At 60.7% G+C, this 15,650-nt stretch carries 17 protein-coding genes and 3 pseudogenes; 7 read left to right on the top strand and 13 right to left on the bottom strand.

Features of this window, described 5'->3' with window-relative positions:
• Positions 1-19: 19 nt before the first annotated feature.
• From hflC to CX676_RS20765, 8 genes and pseudogenes are all read right to left on the bottom strand, one after another.
• Positions 20-1,039, bottom strand: a complete 1,020-nt coding sequence (hflC, locus tag CX676_RS20795) for a protease modulator HflC (protein ID WP_101754714.1) — start codon at positions 1,037-1,039, stop codon at positions 20-22.
• Entirely contained in the window at positions 1,036-2,106 is a 1,071-nt protein-coding gene (gene hflK, locus CX676_RS20790; protein WP_101754842.1) for an FtsH protease activity modulator HflK, read from the bottom strand. Before hflK ends, hflC begins: the two co-directional genes overlap by 4 nt.
• 82 nt (positions 2,107-2,188) lie before the next feature.
• Positions 2,189-2,680 (bottom strand): hypothetical protein, encoded by a 492-nt coding sequence (locus CX676_RS20785; RefSeq protein WP_101754713.1) that lies wholly within the window; start codon positions 2,678-2,680, stop codon positions 2,189-2,191.
• A 149-nt stretch (positions 2,681-2,829) separates the two neighbouring features.
• On the bottom strand, positions 2,830-3,636 hold the full coding sequence (locus CX676_RS20780; protein ID WP_101754712.1) for a transglutaminase-like domain-containing protein: 807 nt from the start codon (positions 3,634-3,636) through the stop codon (positions 2,830-2,832).
• Positions 3,637-3,670: 34 nt separating this feature from the next.
• Positions 3,671-4,474 carry a hypothetical protein gene (locus tag CX676_RS22665; RefSeq protein WP_157936026.1) on the bottom strand — a complete coding sequence of 268 codons (804 nt, stop codon included), beginning with the start codon at positions 4,472-4,474 and terminating at the stop codon, positions 3,671-3,673.
• 325 nt (positions 4,475-4,799) lie between these two features.
• On the bottom strand, positions 4,800-5,144 hold the full coding sequence (locus tag CX676_RS20775; protein ID WP_101754711.1) for a hypothetical protein: 345 nt from the start codon (positions 5,142-5,144) through the stop codon (positions 4,800-4,802).
• The gene (locus tag CX676_RS20770) at positions 5,141-5,449 is read right to left on the bottom strand and encodes a hypothetical protein (protein WP_101754710.1); all 309 of its coding nucleotides are present in this window, start codon (positions 5,447-5,449) and stop codon (positions 5,141-5,143) included. Before CX676_RS20770 ends, CX676_RS20775 begins: the two co-directional genes overlap by 4 nt.
• A gap of 465 nt (positions 5,450-5,914) precedes the next feature.
• Positions 5,915-6,835 (bottom strand): annotated as a pseudogene (locus CX676_RS20765) (IS256 family transposase); the annotation flags it as partial.
• Between CX676_RS20765 and CX676_RS20760 the strand changes: the two are divergent.
• The gene (locus tag CX676_RS20760; protein WP_101754709.1) at positions 6,831-7,196 is read left to right on the top strand and encodes a transposase; all 366 of its coding nucleotides are present in this window, start codon (positions 6,831-6,833) and stop codon (positions 7,194-7,196) included. The pseudogene CX676_RS20765 and the gene CX676_RS20760 overlap by 5 nt on opposite strands.
• On the top strand, positions 7,139-7,990 hold the full coding sequence (locus CX676_RS20755; protein WP_157936044.1) for an IS3 family transposase: 852 nt from the start codon (positions 7,139-7,141) through the stop codon (positions 7,988-7,990). The genes CX676_RS20760 and CX676_RS20755 overlap by 58 nt, the downstream gene beginning before the upstream one ends.
• A gap of 292 nt (positions 7,991-8,282) precedes the next feature.
• Here CX676_RS20755 and tnpB read toward each other — a convergent pair whose 3' ends face one another.
• The 5 genes and pseudogenes from tnpB to repC form a co-directional block, all read right to left on the bottom strand.
• Positions 8,283-8,678 carry an IS66 family insertion sequence element accessory protein TnpB gene (tnpB, locus tag CX676_RS20750; protein WP_101754707.1) on the bottom strand — a complete coding sequence of 132 codons (396 nt, stop codon included), beginning with the start codon at positions 8,676-8,678 and terminating at the stop codon, positions 8,283-8,285.
• Positions 8,675-9,058, bottom strand: coding sequence for an IS66-like element accessory protein TnpA (gene tnpA / locus CX676_RS20745; RefSeq protein WP_101754706.1), 384 nt, complete (start codon positions 9,056-9,058; stop codon positions 8,675-8,677). The genes tnpB and tnpA overlap by 4 nt, the downstream gene beginning before the upstream one ends.
• Positions 9,059-9,353: 295 nt before the next feature.
• Positions 9,354-9,848, bottom strand: coding sequence for an RES family NAD+ phosphorylase (locus tag CX676_RS20740; RefSeq protein ID WP_101754705.1), 495 nt, complete (start codon positions 9,846-9,848; stop codon positions 9,354-9,356).
• A 6-nt stretch (positions 9,849-9,854) separates the two neighbouring features.
• Positions 9,855-10,205, bottom strand: a complete 351-nt coding sequence (locus tag CX676_RS20735) for an antitoxin Xre/MbcA/ParS toxin-binding domain-containing protein (protein WP_036743537.1) — start codon at positions 10,203-10,205, stop codon at positions 9,855-9,857.
• Positions 10,206-10,284: 79 nt separating this feature from the next.
• Positions 10,285-10,593: pseudogene (gene repC / locus CX676_RS20730) on the bottom strand (replication initiation protein RepC); the annotation flags it as partial.
• Positions 10,594-10,748: 155 nt separating this feature from the next.
• On the opposite strand from repC, the gene CX676_RS20725 reads away from it, so the two are divergent.
• The 5 genes and pseudogenes from CX676_RS20725 (at position 10,749) to adhP (ending at position 15,538) form a co-directional block, all read left to right on the top strand.
• Positions 10,749-12,362 (top strand): Mu transposase C-terminal domain-containing protein, encoded by a 1,614-nt coding sequence (locus CX676_RS20725; protein WP_101754704.1) that lies wholly within the window; start codon positions 10,749-10,751, stop codon positions 12,360-12,362.
• Positions 12,363-12,374: 12 nt separating this feature from the next.
• Entirely contained in the window at positions 12,375-13,256 is an 882-nt protein-coding gene (locus CX676_RS20720; protein ID WP_101754703.1) for a TniB family NTP-binding protein, read from the top strand.
• Positions 13,253-14,104, top strand: a complete 852-nt coding sequence (locus CX676_RS20715; protein ID WP_101754702.1) for a TniQ family protein — start codon at positions 13,253-13,255, stop codon at positions 14,102-14,104. Before CX676_RS20720 ends, CX676_RS20715 begins: the two co-directional genes overlap by 4 nt.
• Positions 14,105-14,184: 80 nt before the next feature.
• A pseudogene (locus CX676_RS20710) lies at positions 14,185-14,415 on the top strand (ATP-binding protein); the annotation flags it as partial.
• 88 nt (positions 14,416-14,503) lie between these two features.
• A complete protein-coding gene (gene adhP / locus CX676_RS20705; protein ID WP_101754701.1) occupies positions 14,504-15,538 on the top strand; it encodes an alcohol dehydrogenase AdhP in 1,035 nt (344 codons plus the stop codon).
• The last annotated feature ends 112 nt before the right edge of the window (positions 15,539-15,650 follow it).

The raw sequence follows: 15,650 nt of genomic DNA, 5'->3' as shown, positions 1-15,650 counted from the left end.
CGCTATTGTCTCCCTGGTATCATCGTTCGACCAACGCTTCGGCCCCTGCACGGGCAGGGTCAGCCCCTGCGCCTGACGTTTCTCCTTCCATTGCCCTCAGGTATCCGAAGAGATCGCTGTCGGTCGTGAGAACAAGTGTCGTTCCGCCCGAGATCATATCCTTGTAGGCCTGCATGGTTCGCGTGAACGCGTAGAATTCAGCGGCCTCGGGAGTGATGTTGTAGGCTCTTGCATAGATGTCCGCCGCCGAGGCATCTGCCAGGCCCCGGATTTCTTCCACCTCCCGGTAGGCTTCGGATTGGATCTTGTTCAGGTCGCGCACGCGGTTGCCGCGGATACGCGCGGCTTCGCCATTGCCTTCGGACAGGAAACGCTCGGCGATCTGTCGTCGCTCCGAGATCATGCGATCATAGATCTTCGGACGCACGCTTTCGTTGTAGTTGATCCGCTTGAAGCGGATGTCGAGGAGTTCTATCCCGAATACACGAACCTTCTCTGCGGCAGCCGCGAAGATCTCCTGCTCCACCATTGCCCGGCCCTTTTGTATGGGGACCAGCGCACCGATGTCCTGCGCGCGCTCTTCATCCGTCAGGAGCGTGTCCCGCAGCGGCACCCTGCCTTTCGTTGTTCGAATGATCTCGATCAGCTCGTGCTTGGCGACGGCATTGCGGGTCTCGCTGCCCAGAATGTCGTCGAGCCGCGATTGCGCGCTTCGCTCGTCGCGCAGGCGCAGGAAATACTGCAACGGATCTGTAATTTTCCAACGGGCGAACAAGTCCACGGATATATAGAGCTTATCCTTGGTTGGCATGTCCGAAGGGTTGCCGTCCCACTCGAGAACCCGGCGATCGATCCGATTGACCTCCTGAATAAAGGGGAGTTTCAATTTAAGGCCGGCTGTCGTGACCGGTTCCCCAACGGGTTTGCCGAATTGCGTAATGATCGCCTGTTCGACCTCGCCAACCGTGTAGAAGGCGCCCGGGGCGGTCACGACGACCGCAACGGCGAGACCTGCAAGAATGCCAAATTTCATTTTCATGGCTTATCCCCCCTAGCCCGATCGAGCGTCAGAAGCGGGAGAATGCTCGCGGTCGAGCCATCGACGATGATCTTCGACCCTATCCCTGGCAGCACATCCTGCAGGGTTTCGATATAGATTCGCCGCCTCGTGACTTCGGGCGCCTTCACGTATTCGGTCAGAAGCGCGGTGAACCGTGCGGCGTCACCTTCAGCCTCGTTTATGCGTTTTAGGCGATAGCCATCGGCCTCGCGGATGCGCTGGTCTTTCTCGCCCTCGGCCAGCGGAATGACCTTGTTGTATTCGCGGCGCGCTTCGTTGATCAAGCGCTCCTTCTCCTGCTGCGCCTGATTGACCTCATTGAAAGAGGCCTGAACCGGTTCGGGCGGGTTGATGTTCTTGAGCTGCACCTGATCGATGCTGATCCCCATCGCGTACTTGGTCGTCAGCGCCTGCATCTTCAGAAGAGCTTCGCTTTCGATCTCCTGTCGGCCTATGGTGATGACCTCGTCGACTGTGCGGTCGCCGACAACCTCACGCATAACAGACTCGGTAACATAGCGAAGCGTCGCGCCCGGCTGACGCACCTCGAAGAGGAATTTCAGCGGCTCCGAAATCCGGTATTGCACCACCCACTCCACGAGAGCGGCGTTCAGATCGCCGGTTACCATCTCGGTTTCGCGACGGCCATCGACCGGACTTTGAAACGGATCACTCGCGCCCGGCGTTGTGAAACCGAATTCCTGTTTCAGCTGACGCTTCACGGGAACCAGCGTCGCCACATCGATTCCAAGCGGAAATTTGAAGTGAAGCCCCGGCGGAACCTCAGCGGTGTATTTTCCAAATCGCTGGACGACTGCAACGGAGTCACTCGGAACCGTGTAGTAGGACGACCAGGCGACAACTGCGAAGAAAGCAACGGCCCCCACCACCGCGATGCTCTTGGCGGGCGGCAGCCCACCTGGCAACAGGCCACCCAAGCGTTCGCGACCCTGGCGGAGAATGGCATCGATCTCTGGTGGAGCACGCTTCTGTCGGGTGTTCCAAGGACCTCGATCTTCTGGGCTGTCATCCTCATGATCAGTCATGGTGTTTTCCTCTTTTTCTAGCACGGCCAACTCGGGGGAGACCGGGAGCCGAAGTGTCGGCGTGCGTACTACGGCGCGCGGTTCAATTTGACCGCGGCGGCATTCCTTCGTTCTCCGCAGTCTGAATCGCAGACTTGTCCTGCGGAGTTCTAGCTTCACGGATGGGTGTCACGGTATCAGAGCCGACCTCAGACGAACGTTTGCCTGAGTAGAGATGCCGAAGCTGCACTTCAGAGACACCGTCGGCCTGCATAACCAGCTGCACCATCGGGTCGGCCAACATCTCTTCGAGGAAGAACTCCGTGAGTTCTTTCCCGGTAAGTTCGTCTTTTGCGCGGGCCGCATCGAGGTCGGCCAGAGAAACCATCAAGGTCCTTGACAGTCCAGGATGCGAATTTCGCGGATGCAGATTTACCAGAACCGAGGCCTTCCAGGCATCGGGGTTGCGGTCATCGGGCGGCGCACTCAGCTCGGTTTCGATCTCGTAGGCTCCGGCCGGCAGCATTTCGTCAAAACCCGGGACAGTGAACGGTCTCGAAAACACCGCAACGCTCTTTAGTTTGGGGTGTTCCATCTGCGTCCTCCTTGTTTACGGTCAATTCGGTGATCTCACGGTCCGCCAGGGCCTGCCCAGCGTCGCAAGACCTTCAAATCCAGAGCCTTGCCTCAGAGAGGATCAGAGCCGTGATCGCCTGATGGCCGACCACTTGGATTGAGGCCCGATCAGGTCAATTGATCGGTCCAGACCCGGAATTCCAACAGCGTGCTTGGCCCGAAGGTCTGCGTCAAAGGCACATCCGCGGCATCCCGGCCGCGCGCGATCAGGATCCTCGCGGTGCGCCGTGTGTTGTTGCGCGGATCGAAGACCCACCAGCGACCCTCGAGAAAGACTTCCATCCAGGCCGCGAAATCTCCGGGCGGATAGGGCTCGGGCTCGCCAATATCGCTCAGATAGCCCGTGCAATAGCGGGCCGGAATGTTCATGCATCGGCAGAAGGCGATGGCGAGATGCGCAAAATCACGGCACACACCGGCCCGGCCGGCAAGCGTCTGAGAGGCTGTGCGGGTCGCATTCGCCTGCATATAGTCGAAAGCCACAGTCTCGTGAACAAAATCGCAGATCGTCTGGACCCTGGCCCATCCGGGCCTTGTGTTCTCAAACAGCCGCCAGGCTTCGTCGGACAGAAGATCCGTGTCGCAATATCGGCTGCCGAGCAGATAGACGAGCGTCTCGAACGGCAGATCCTGGACCGCGTGCTGGGCCGCATCCGGAGCAGCGGGGTCGAGCAACCCGCCATCCCGGAAAATGCCATCGGAGGACAAGGTGAAATCGCCCGCTGGTGCCACCATGCGCGTGCACCAGTTTCCGAAACCGTCACGGTAGCTTTCGAGCGGGACGCTGGGAGAGGTGACGAGATAGTCGGCGCGCTCCAGATCACCGAAGCGCGAATAGTGTACATTCAGCATTGCGATCAAGGGCGTCGGTTGGGTCAACGCGTAGCGCAGGCGGCATCCTAAGCTGACGCTCATGCCGGACGCACGAGGACCCCCCGAAGTGTGCGGATCATCGTCCAAGAGCACACCCCCCATCGGACAAGTGAAAGCCTCGGTCACAGGTCCAGCGGTTGCCGGATCGGTCGAGATGAGCGTTTTGCGGCAACTCGATCGCGACGCAGTTCCGATCCTTGCTCTCATATCCTCGTTCGCAACGCCATCCAGGCCCGTAGGTATCTGTATCCAAGAAGGCATTGGCCGGTAGCACGACGACATCGCAGCGATCGTCCACCTCGAAAAATCCTCTCTCGCACCGCCAAGTATCGCCGTACTCGGCGTTAGTCAGATAGCCGTTCTCCGGCACCGCAACTGGCACGCATGCATCCTCGCCCGCGACGAAGCCGCGATCACAGGTCCAGCCCGTGCCTCCGGGATCTTCCGTGAGAAATGCGTGTTCCGGCAGGATGATTGGAACGCAGGTTTCGCGGTCCTGCCGATATCCGCGTTCGCACTGCCAGTCGGAACCGTAAGATTGCAGGAAGGCGTGGGCGGGCACAAGGATGGGGGCGCACGATGCCTCACCCCTCTCTTCGTATCCGCGGCGACATTCCCACCCCGTTCCATAGGAACGACCCGTCGCATAGGCATTCTCCGGCAGTTCGATCGTAAGGCACTCAGCGCCATCCACCCGATACCCCAGGATACAGTTCCACCCTCCGCCATAGCTGCGGGCCTGCGCGTTCTGCGGGATCGGTCCAGTCCCGTCCTGCGCAAAGACTGGAAACGCGAGAGAGGTGATCAAGCCGGCCACCGCAGTCAGCTTCGCAACAAGGCGCCCGAGGGTCCTGCCATGTGAATGCGCATCGTATTTCATTTGCTCAATCCTTCGCAGTGGGGGGCTTCGCGGTCGGGGGTGGTGCGCTTGCACGCCTGATTTCGGGTGCACCGGCCGGGATGTTGCGGTTTGCCGCCGGGCGCCTGCGTCGCGCCACGGGAACAGCCACCGGTCGTGTCGGCATGCCTTCGTTCTCCGCTGCCTGGACCGCAAACTCGATCTGTCCTGTGGGTCGAAGACCCCTTTCGAGAGCGATCACACGACCTTCGAGCTCGGTAGTCTCAGCGCAGCGCGCGGAAATCTCTTCCGTTGCGGGCGGGGTCTTTTCGTTGCTGACATTTGGGGGCTGTTCCATTTGGACCCCTTACAGTTCGAGCTCTGCGAGACAGGCTTGCGCGATGTCGCGGTTCGGAGCGTCTGCGCCTGGTACGGTGGCCCATCCGGCCTTCATAAGCGCGTCGCGCTTCTGATAGGTGGAGGCAGCCCGGATCGCTTCCAGCTTTGCAGCCCGCTCCGGATCGGTCCGGGCCATTTCCAAGCATACGGGCACCATGGCCGCGACAACATCGTTATGGGCCATGGTCATGGCCCTGTCGCTCGAGGTTCCACCGGTCACCCAGCCGCCCCAGGTAAATCCGACAGCGCCAAAAATGACCGCGCCGATTGCGGCGCCGTAGATTCCGGATTTAAGCCATTCGGGAGTGTTCATTCCAAGTCCTCCGACGGGGAAAGCGCCGTCTCGCTATTTGGCTTCACGGACCTTCTGTCCAATTCAAGTGCCGTTTCCAGATCGAGCTCGCTTGTCGGTCGCAGTTCGACCAGGCCCCCCATGCGTCCCTTTCCGCGAACGGTCAGATATGTGGCCGTTCGCCGGTAGGCCGCGAAACTGAGACCTTCCAGAAGCTCTTCCTCGACGACCACGTCGTAGTCGCCGGCGGGCAATTCATCCGTGTAACCGGACAAGAGAAACGGGTGTTCGAACGTCACAGTCGACTTGGTCGAGCGCATGGCCATACCTGATCTCCGTGCTGTCTGCGGGGGGGGCAGCACCACGTCCACCCCATGATTTCGGGGAAGAGGCACAGCGTGCTGGTATCAGTACTTTTACCTGACGATCGGACGACACGCCCTGACCCATGTTAGCATGGCTCGCAATGGTGAGCTGACGGGCAAGACCCGAGCGGGTCTGGCATTGGCAGCGTCAGCTTGGCGCCAGACTGATCTGCATCAGCCCGTGCAGGGCGGAATTTGGGCAGGATCGACGCCAACCGAGGTCTTCTCGGCCGGAGTTGGCGACCCAGATCGTTCTGTGTCTAAACCTGCCGAGATCCCGAGCCACATTTATGTAGGAAGCAAAAATGCCCGCACCAGGTATCCTTAATTTCCACGACCCCGCATTGGAGCGGTTTCTCTTCGCCTCCGTCGGCGAAGACCGAAACGGCTCCAGCGGAGATATGCTCGAAAGTTGGTGACGCTTGATCAGGCGGCAGCTTGAATGTGGCGGACGCCGTCGCGGAACTCAACCCCGCTGATGACCTCTGGCAGGCGGTTCCGGCCGTCGAGCCTCCGCCATTTCTTCTGCGCCGACATCATCAGCCGGAAGGCCATGGCGAGCCCGGTCTTTCGGCTCAGGCAGCCCTTGGTTCGCCGGGTGCGGTGCCGGACGGTGGCGAAGGTGCTCTCGATCGGATTTGACGTCCGGATATGTTTCCAGTGCTCGGCCGGATAGTCGTAGAGGGTCAGCAGCGCGTCCCGGTCCTTGACCAGCTTGGCCACCGCCTTGTCCCATTTCACGCCGTAGGTTTCGACGAAGAAGTTGAAGGCGACGTTGGCTTCGGCCTTTGTCCCGGCCTGCCAGATGTCGTGCAGGTGTCCTTTGGCCCTGGCCTGCGCCGATTTCGGCAGCGCGTTCAGCACGTTCATGGTCTTGTGCAGCCAGCACCGCTGCTCCTGCGTCGTGGGGAAGACTTCGCGCAGGGCCGTCCAGAAGCCGAGGGCACCGTCGCCGATCGCGAGCTTGGGATCCTGCGTGAGGCCGCGCCGCTTGAGATCGAGCAGCACCTCGCGCCAGCTCTGGGTGCTCTCGCGGAAGCCGTCGGTCATGGCCAGCAGTTCCTTCCGGCCGTATTCATCCGCCCCGACGATGACCAGAACACATTGCTTTTCCTCGGCCATGCGCGGCTTGAAGTAGACACCGTCGGCCCAGATGTAGAGGAACCGCCGGGTTCCGAGGTCGCGCTTCTCCCAAGCCTCGTATTCGGACCACCAGTTGGCTTTCAGGCGGGTGACGGTCTTGGCCGACAGGCCCTTGGCGTCCGGCCCCAGAAGGGCGGCCAGCGCCTCGCCGAAATCGCCGGTGGAGACCCCCTTGAGGTAGAGCCAGGGCAGCAGGCCCATGACAACACGAGGTCCCTACCGCCGGCACTCGACGCCGTTCAAGCTGCAGCTCTGCCAGGACATCCGCGCTGGCGTCCTCGGGCGGCGCGATGCGCAACGAAGCCACAACCTTTCCGCCAACCTCATCCAGCTATGGCTCGCGCAGTTCGACCGGGGCGAGCTGAATGACGAGGAAGCCGAGGCAAGCGTGATCGCCGAGTATGAAGCTCGCATTGCCGCGCTTGAGCGGAAGGTGGGTCAGCTCACGATGGAGCTGGATATTGCCAAAAAAACACCGCGAAGCCTGGGCGCGAACGGCAGCGAGAGATCCTTCGTGATCAGCGGCCCCGGGGCTGCTCCATCCGACGAGGGTGCAAAGCCATGAGCCTGCCGCGCAGCACCTATTATTACCGCTCGACCAAGGCTGCACCTGCAGGGCTGACCGACGCCGAACTCGTCGCCATCATCGAGGATATCCAGGATGAATTGCCCTGCTATGGTTATCGACGCGTGACCCACGAGCTTCGGCGTCGCGGTCTTTCGATCAATCACAAGAGGGTCGCAAGGGTCATGCACTCGGCGGGACTGGGCATCAAGCCCCGCAGGCGCTTTGTGCGCACGACCGACAGCCGGCACGACTCTCCGATCTTCCCCAACCTGTATCGCAACATCATCCCCGATCAACCGGACAAGGTCTGGGTCGTAGACTTTACTTACATCCGTGTCGCAATTGGTTTTTGCTATCTGGCCGTCATCCTGGATGCCTGCAGCCGCAAGGTTGTTGGCTATGCGCTGTCGCGGCACCTGGACACGGAACTGGCGCTCGCCGCCTTGCGTGCGGCCGTCATGAGCAGAAACCCTCCAAAGGGCTGCATCCATCATGCCGATCGTGGCTGCCAATACGCCTCTCAGCGCTATCGTGATGCTCTCGAGGCTGCGGGCTTGTGCGGCTCGATGAGCAGCGTCGGCAACCCCTATCACAATGCACAGGCCGAGAGCTTCATGAAGACCCTAAAAGTGGAGGAGGTCTACCGGGCCGGATACGAGACCTTCGCCGATGTGGCCGCCCGCTTGCCGATATTCATCGAGCAGATCTACAACTCAAAAAGACTGCACTCAGCCCTCGGCTACCGAACCCCCGAGGAATTCGAAACCCTGTTCGCCCAGAAGGCGGCTTAGTTCAGATGGTGCGATGTGGTCCAGCCCGAGGGGTTCACTCCATATCCGGCTCACTTCTGGGTGGAAATCAACACGGCGACTTTGGGTTCTATACAAATGATGTGCTTGGCAAGGCACTGCTGTTTGCCACCTACCATCCAAACGCGCGTGGTATGCATGAGCGGAAGATGGATCACCGTGAAAAGGGGATCGCCTATCTGAAGGACTGGCTTTCGGCCAGGAGCCGGTGAGGGTAGGGTGCGCTTCGGCGCCATCCATCACCCGCTCGTCTTGGCCCCTGACTCCAGCTTGATCATGGTATTCTGCGCCATGGTCCCGTTCGCCACGATGATCTTGCGGCCGTCATCGGTGCGCAGGACGGTGAACCCCAGTCCGGCCGGCGCCAGTCGATGCCTTCCCAGAGCATCGCCAACTGCGCCGAGGTCAGGCGCGCGGCGCCGTCACCGCGCACGGGCCAGGGAAAGCGCCCCTTTTCCAGCACCTTGTAATAGAGACAGAAGCCTTGCCCGTCCCAATGCAAAAGCTTCAGCCTGTCACCCCGCCGGCCGCGGAACGCAAACACGGCACCGCCGGCCGGCTTCTGGCGCAGATGATCCTGTGCAAGAGCTGCAAGGCCCTCGATCCCCTTCCGCATATCGGTCACGCCACAGGCCAGATAGACGCGGACGCCAGTTCCCGGCCCGATCATGCCCCTTCTACTGCCCGGATCACTTGCTTCAACGTCATCGCGTCCAGAGCCGGATCGAAACGCAGGCAACGGCCATTCGCCAGTTGCAACTCGACCTGGGCAGGGCGCCGCGCTGCGGTGTCCGCGATCGGCACCGGCTCCGCCAATTCCGTCTGCCGGTCCAACTCCACCGGCAGAAACAGCACCTCCGGCAAGGGCGAAAGCAGTCCCTTCCTCTTCAACTCATGCCGCCAGGCGTAGATCTGCTGCCGCGTCACATCATGCCGCTGCGCAACCTGCGTCACCGTCGCGCCACCCACCCCGACCGACAAAACGATCCCGAGCTTCTCATCGTCGCCCCACCGCCGCCGACGTTCCAGCCCAAGAATATCGCCACGCATACAAGCCCCGCATAAGACACGTCCTTAACGACGTCGCTATGCACGTGCCTTAGACGATCAGCCCAAACTCAGGCAGGCGGTGGCAATCGGGCCGTTACCCGATATCAGCTTGCAAACGTTAAGAGATCGCGGTCTTAAGGGTCACGTCCGTCAAGGTGGCGTAATTTCTCGTATGGCCTGAGGGCATGATCAGGCGGCTTTCGTTGTGATGCTAAGAATGGGATCGATCATACAGGTTGCCCGCAAGTTGCTGCCGATGGTTGAACATTCTTTACTGTCATGACCACCGCGCTTGTCAGCCAAGCCGCGCTTCATCATCGACAAGTTGCAATCGCGAGGGCCCTCCGGATGTCCAAACCCAGAGGACGAGATTCAGGTCTTCCGTACCTGCACCCTTTGCGAAGGAGCGAACCTGCATCCCGAGATATCCAGCGGCCTTGAGCCGCTCTGCCAATACCTGGGTCGGCGCCCTGCCCTTGGTCAGCACGCGCCTGCGCCAATCATCTGCCGCAAGGTCAGCCATGCTCAACCCATACCTTGCCAATTCTGCAGCATCGGCCGCGTCGAATATCGGACCGATATCGGCCTGGTAGGCGACAAGTGTCGTCGGCTGCAGGGTTCCGACCTGGTTTGCCTCTCGAAGGGCAGTGATGACCGATTGCGAAGTGTAGAGCGCAGGCATGCCCTTGGGATTGAAGCGCCCGCCATGTTTCCGCGCGCCCTCCCCTGACAACGGGTCACGGGCGTAGATCGGATTCAGTGCCCGGTAAAGCAGTCCTCGATAACGCATATGACCTCAGGCGTGGACGCCCGCATCGACGGCATCGATATAGTCCATCACCGCCTCGGCCTGCCCATCACGCACCAATTGCATCGCGGTCAGGCCACTAAATCCCGGCAGTGGTTCCGACCGATACCAGGCATAGGCGATCAAGGCCGAACCGAAGCGCGGTTCGACCCGGTTCAGGATCTCGACCATCTCGCGAAGGCGCTTCTGGGTTTTCGGACTTTGAACCCGGTCGGCACGCATCAACGCGTCACGCCCAAGGCCAACGGTCCGCGCAACTTCATCCTTCGTCGTGCGCAGGATTTCGGCGATACGGGCAGGGGCAAAGAGGCCACCTTCGGCAAAGGATTCAATCTGCATGACTAACTCCACCTATCTTGACAGGATATAGCGTCATTATGTACGGCAATCAAGGCCGACACTGTCGCCCGATGCACCGTCACGCCGCCTGCCCGTTCAGTCTGCCGTAGAAGCTGCGCTCGAGATGCAACTCCCCTGCCCCTGCCTTTTCGACCATACCGCGCAAATAGCCTCCCGGAGACCCGACTTCGCCCGCATTGTGCTTTTCGAAGACAAGCGCGAACGCCGCTGTCGCCACCTGCTTACCCAGCCTGTCCTGCGCCACATTCCAGGCATGCTCCGACACCCCGATCATCGGCCTAAGTTGGCCGGCAACCCGGTGAAGATCTCCCCAATCCTTGACAAACCCTTCCAGATTGCGCGCCCAGGACGCGAATTCCGGACAAGCTGTGACTTAGCACTTAAAGCTGATAATTCGTTTTAGGCGATTTCAATGGCTTAGCTTTGCGCTTAAATCTGAGAATTAGCACTTAAATTGATAATCGTGCTGGACTTTAGCACTTAATTCGATAATCGTGGCTCCGATTTTGTGGGGTCCTCGCCATGACCGAACCACTTCCAGACGAGGTAGATGACGCCCAGTGGGCAGAAGCCTGCCGCCGTGCGGTCACGATACGCAGATTCCTGGAGTCCAGTTCCGGTGAATCAAGCGTGGCCGCTATTGCCGATCTTGCATCCGAACTGCAGGTCAGCCAAGCGACGACCTACCGCTTGCTGAGACGGTTTCGGAAGGACAGAACCGTCATGTCGCTCATTGAGACCAAGCGCGGACGTCCGACGGGCCATCGCGCATTGGATGCTCAACGCGAAGCGATCATAGAGAAGGCGATCCGCAAGTACTATCTGAAACCGACCCGACCAACGGTCTCGCAACTGGTGCGGGACATTGAAACGGATTGCGCCTCGGAAGGACTGAAGCCGCTGCATCGTCGAACGATCGAGCGGCGTCTTGGTGACCTGGATCTGCGCCACCGGGCGCAACGCCGGGGCGAGACGGAGACCGTAAAAGCAACGATGCCAGTCCCGGGAACACTGAACAGTTCCCGACCCCTCGAAATTGTTCAGATCGATCACACGAAGGCCGACGTCTTTGTCGTCGATGAGGAAACCCGGGAACCGATCGGACGCCCCTGGCTCACCCTGGCCATGGATGTCTTCAGCCGTATGGTGACGGGGTTCTACCTGACCATGGATGCGCCATCCCGGCTTTCGACGAGCCTCTGCCTGCTGCATTCGGTCTATGACAAGACCGTCTGGCTAAAAGCGCGCGAGATCGAAGAGTCCTGGCCCGTGGCGGGCCTTCCCGACCGGGTTCATGTAGACAACGGCGCGGATTTCCGTAGTCGCGCGTTCAAGCGTGGCTGCGAGAATGCGGGCATTGCGATCGACTGGCGGCCGCCGGGTACACCGCGCTTCGGCGGACATATCGAGCGGCTGATCGGCACCCAAATGGGACGGCTGCACCTTTTGCCCGGCACGACCTTCAGCAACGCGCAAGACCTCGCGGAATATGATTCAAAGAAACATGCGGCGCTGACCCTGCGCGAGTTGGAGCGTTACATCGCCCTCGACATTGTCGGATCCTATCATCAATCCATCCACAGCTCGCTGAGCCGCCCTCCCCTCGCCGTCTGGCGGGACCATGAAGGTGAGATCCCTCTGCGGCTGCCGGAGGATCGATTGCAGTTCTGGGTCTCTTTCCTGCCAGAACAGGAGCGAACCTTGCGCCCGACCGGCATTCATCTGTTTGATCTGCGCTACTGGTCTCCCGCGCTCAGCGCCGATGTCGGCCGGACTGAGCGGCGGCTTCTGGTGAAATATGATCCGCGCGACATGTCGCGCGTGTTCGTGCGGCGGCCCTCGGGCAATTTCGTTGAAGCCCGCTACGCGGACCTGACCCTGGCACCCATTTCCCTGCACGAGGCTTTGACGGCGCGTCGCACCCTGCGTGAGAAAGGGCGGCGGGAAGTCGATAGCCGCGCGATCGTGAGGACCGCGCTCGAACAGCGGAAGTTGGTTGGCGAGGCCGTAAACAGAACCGCTGCCGCGCGGCGCGGCAAGGCTCAGTCGAGGCGGGGCGATGACCTCCGGGACACGGGCACGCTCCGTGGTGTCGACTCCAGCAAACCGGTGCCCTTTGTTGAGGACACCGAATGAGCTGGAGCCAAAATGACGAAAGATCACCCTCATCTGACCGCCGACGCCGCGGCCCTGCTGTCTGAAACCCAGGCGGGACGCATTCGCGCCATCAGGTCCCGCCGTTGGGTTCTCTACCCTCGCGCGAAGCAAGCCCTCGATCGCCTTGAGGCGCTCCTTGATCATCCGAGAGGCCCCCGCATGCCGTCTGTCGCGATTTATGGCGATAGCGGGATGGGCAAGACCATGATCATGCAACGCTTCCGCGACCAGCATCCGCCACATTATGATCGCCGGTCCGGGGTTCTGAAGACACCGGTCCTGGCGATGGAAATGGTCAGCCGCCCCGGAGAGCGGCGGTTCTATGGCGAACTGCTTTCCCTCCTCGGCGCGCCCCAGGCACCGCGGGCCGATATTGCGCAGATGGAACAGGCGACAATGCGGATAATGAAGGCCATCGGCGTCCAGGTGCTGGTCATCGACGAGGTTCACAACATCCTTGCCGGGACCTACCGAGAGCAACGGATCGTGCTTAACATGCTGCGCTTTCTCAGCAATCGCCTCCAGATCTCACTGGTCTGCTTCGGCGTGAACGACGCCCGGGAGGCCATCGGCGGTGACGTTCAACTTGCGCGCCGCTTCGAGCAGCTCACCCTGAACCGTTGGGCCGCCAATGAAGACTTCGAGACGCTGATCGCGTCGATCCTGCGCAACACTCCATTGCGGCGTCCCTCTGTGCTGACGCCGAAATCCCTGCGGCGGATTCTGCAAATCACGGATGGCATTACGGCCAACATCTTCCAGATGCTCGGCAGCCTTGCGATCGAAGCCATCGAAAGCGGGACCGAACACATCAGCGACACCGCCGTCGAAGCCTGGGTGCCTGCATTCGATACCGAGGTGGTCTTCGCATGACGGGCCGCCTGCCCGTCACCTTGCCACCTCTGCGCGGCGAACTTCTGTCATCCTGGATCAGTCGCCACGCGGACTTCTATGGGGTCACACCGTTGACCATGCTGCGCCATGGACTGCCGGAGGCGACATCCGTCGGGGCAATCGATCTCTCTCTGACGAAAGCCCAAGCGAACCGGATTGCGGGGATGTTCGGCGTCGGCCCGAAACGTATACGCAGCCTGAGCTTCGCGGACGCCCCGAAAGCCGCTCACCGGTTCATCGCCAAGAGTCCGATGCAACTTTGCGCGCGTTGCCATCAAACCGATGTTGGTCCACCGCCAGTCCTGCGGAGTGAATTGCAAGGATGGCGGATCACCTGCCCGCACTGTGGGGAACCATTCAAGGACAAGACCACCAGCCATGGCAAAAGGACGCTTGCGCCTTATCGTGCAGCAGCACGTCGCGGTGAGACCTTGTTGCATAACCACGCAGAATGCGGCGTGGAAACATGGCTCCCACCCCTGCAGATCGCGCGACTCTTGCTCATGCGCCGCATCCCCTGGCCACTACCTCGCGATTGCGATTTTTGGCGCTATCGGCTCCTCGGCGCCATCGTTCCCGATATTGATGCCCTACTGGCCAAAGAGACAGCGTTCCCGTTCTCGCCAAAACATCCCATCCTCCCGCTCTACATCCGTCCCGCGCTCCTGGCAGGAGTGGCGATCATCGATCGCGCAGGGCCACCAATGCTGAAATTGCTACAAGGGCACATGATGGGAGACAACAAGAACCGATTTGCCATGGCCACCGAGCCCCTGATCGCTCCGGCCCTCGACTGGGGGCCACCCCGACAGTTCCAACTGATATGAAACCCGGGCCCGATGATTCTCAGATTAAGGTGCCAAAATTCTTCGGAACGACCGCATTCGCACATTTAAGTGCTAAGTGACACCTCCTCAGTAAACTCTACGAACGCACCAGCGTCGTGATCACCACGAACCTGAGCTTCAGCGAATGGGCCAGCGTCTTTGGCGACGCCAAGATGACCACCGCGCTCCTCGATCGCCTCACGCACCGCTGCCACATCCTGGAAACCGGAAACGACAGCTATCGCTTCAAGGCCAGCTCGGAGACCGCGAAAAGGAAGAGAAAGGAAATACAAGCATTGACCCCATCATGAACCGACAGACATACTGACAGGCGGGTCAAATCTCCATGACAATGCTGGGTCAGTTCTCAGTGACATCCAACATAAGGGAGAAGAAAAGATGTCAAAAACGATGAAAGCAGCCGTGGTCCGCGAATTCGGTGCGCCTCTCCGGATCGAGGAAGTACCCGTCCCCGAGGTCGAGCCCGGCATGATACAGGTCGCCATTCAGGCCTCCGGCGTGTGCCACACGGACCTGCACGCCGCCGAGGGTGATTGGCCCGTCAAGCCCAAGCCACCGTTCATTCCCGGCCACGAAGGGGTCGGATTTGTCTCGGCGGTGGGCAAGGGTGTGACCCACGTGAAAGAGGGCGACCGCGTCGGCGTACCGTGGCTCTATACCGCCTGCGGCCATTGCCGCCATTGCCTTGGCGGCTGGGAAACGCTATGCGAAAGCCAGCAGAACACCGGGTACTCGGTAAATGGCGGGTTTGCGGATTACGTTCTGGCCGATCCCAACTACATCGGCCACCTGCCCGACAATATCGGGTTCAACGAAATCGCGCCCGTTCTCTGCGCGGGGGTTACTGTCTACAAGGGCCTCAAGATGACCGATGCCCGTCCGGGCGACACGGTCGCCATCTCGGGCATCGGCGGGCTCGGGCACATGGCTGTCCAATACGCCGCCGCCATGGGTTTCGACGTGGTCGCGGTCGATATAGACGATGCCAAGCTCGACCTCGCCCGGCGGCTGGGGGCGAAGATCACCGTGAACGCCCGCACAAGCGAGGACCCGGCGGCCGAGGTCAAACGCGAAACAGGCGGGGGCGTTCAGGGCATCCTGGTGACGGCGGTCAGTGAAAAGGCCTTCGAGCAGGCCGTTGGCATGGTGGATCGCGGAGGCACGGTTGCGCTGAACGGCCTGCCGCCGGGTGACTTCCCGCTCAACATCTTCGGTATGGTGCTGAATGGGATCACCGTGCGCGGCTCCATCGTGGGCACGCGGCTCGATCTTCAGAAATCGCTCGATTTCGCGGGCGACGGCAAGGTGAAGGCGACCATCGAGACCGCGTCCCTGGACGAGGTCAACACGATCTTCGACCGGATGAAGGCCGGCAAGATCGAAGGCCGGATGGTCATGGATCTCTCCGCCTGATCTGACCATAGCGGTCGGCCCGAGTTCTATCCGGCTGACCGCTATGATGCTGGTTTTCGGACACCATGTGCGACGTTTGGGTGACGCGGTTTCAGCGCGGCCAAGTCAATCT

Source organism: Paracoccus zhejiangensis (genome assembly GCF_002847445.1).
Taxonomy (GTDB): Bacteria; Pseudomonadota; Alphaproteobacteria; order Rhodobacterales; family Rhodobacteraceae; genus Paracoccus; species Paracoccus zhejiangensis.
The sequence above is the reverse complement of the archived record's forward strand: the minus strand, read 5'-3'. Positions and strand labels throughout refer to the sequence as shown.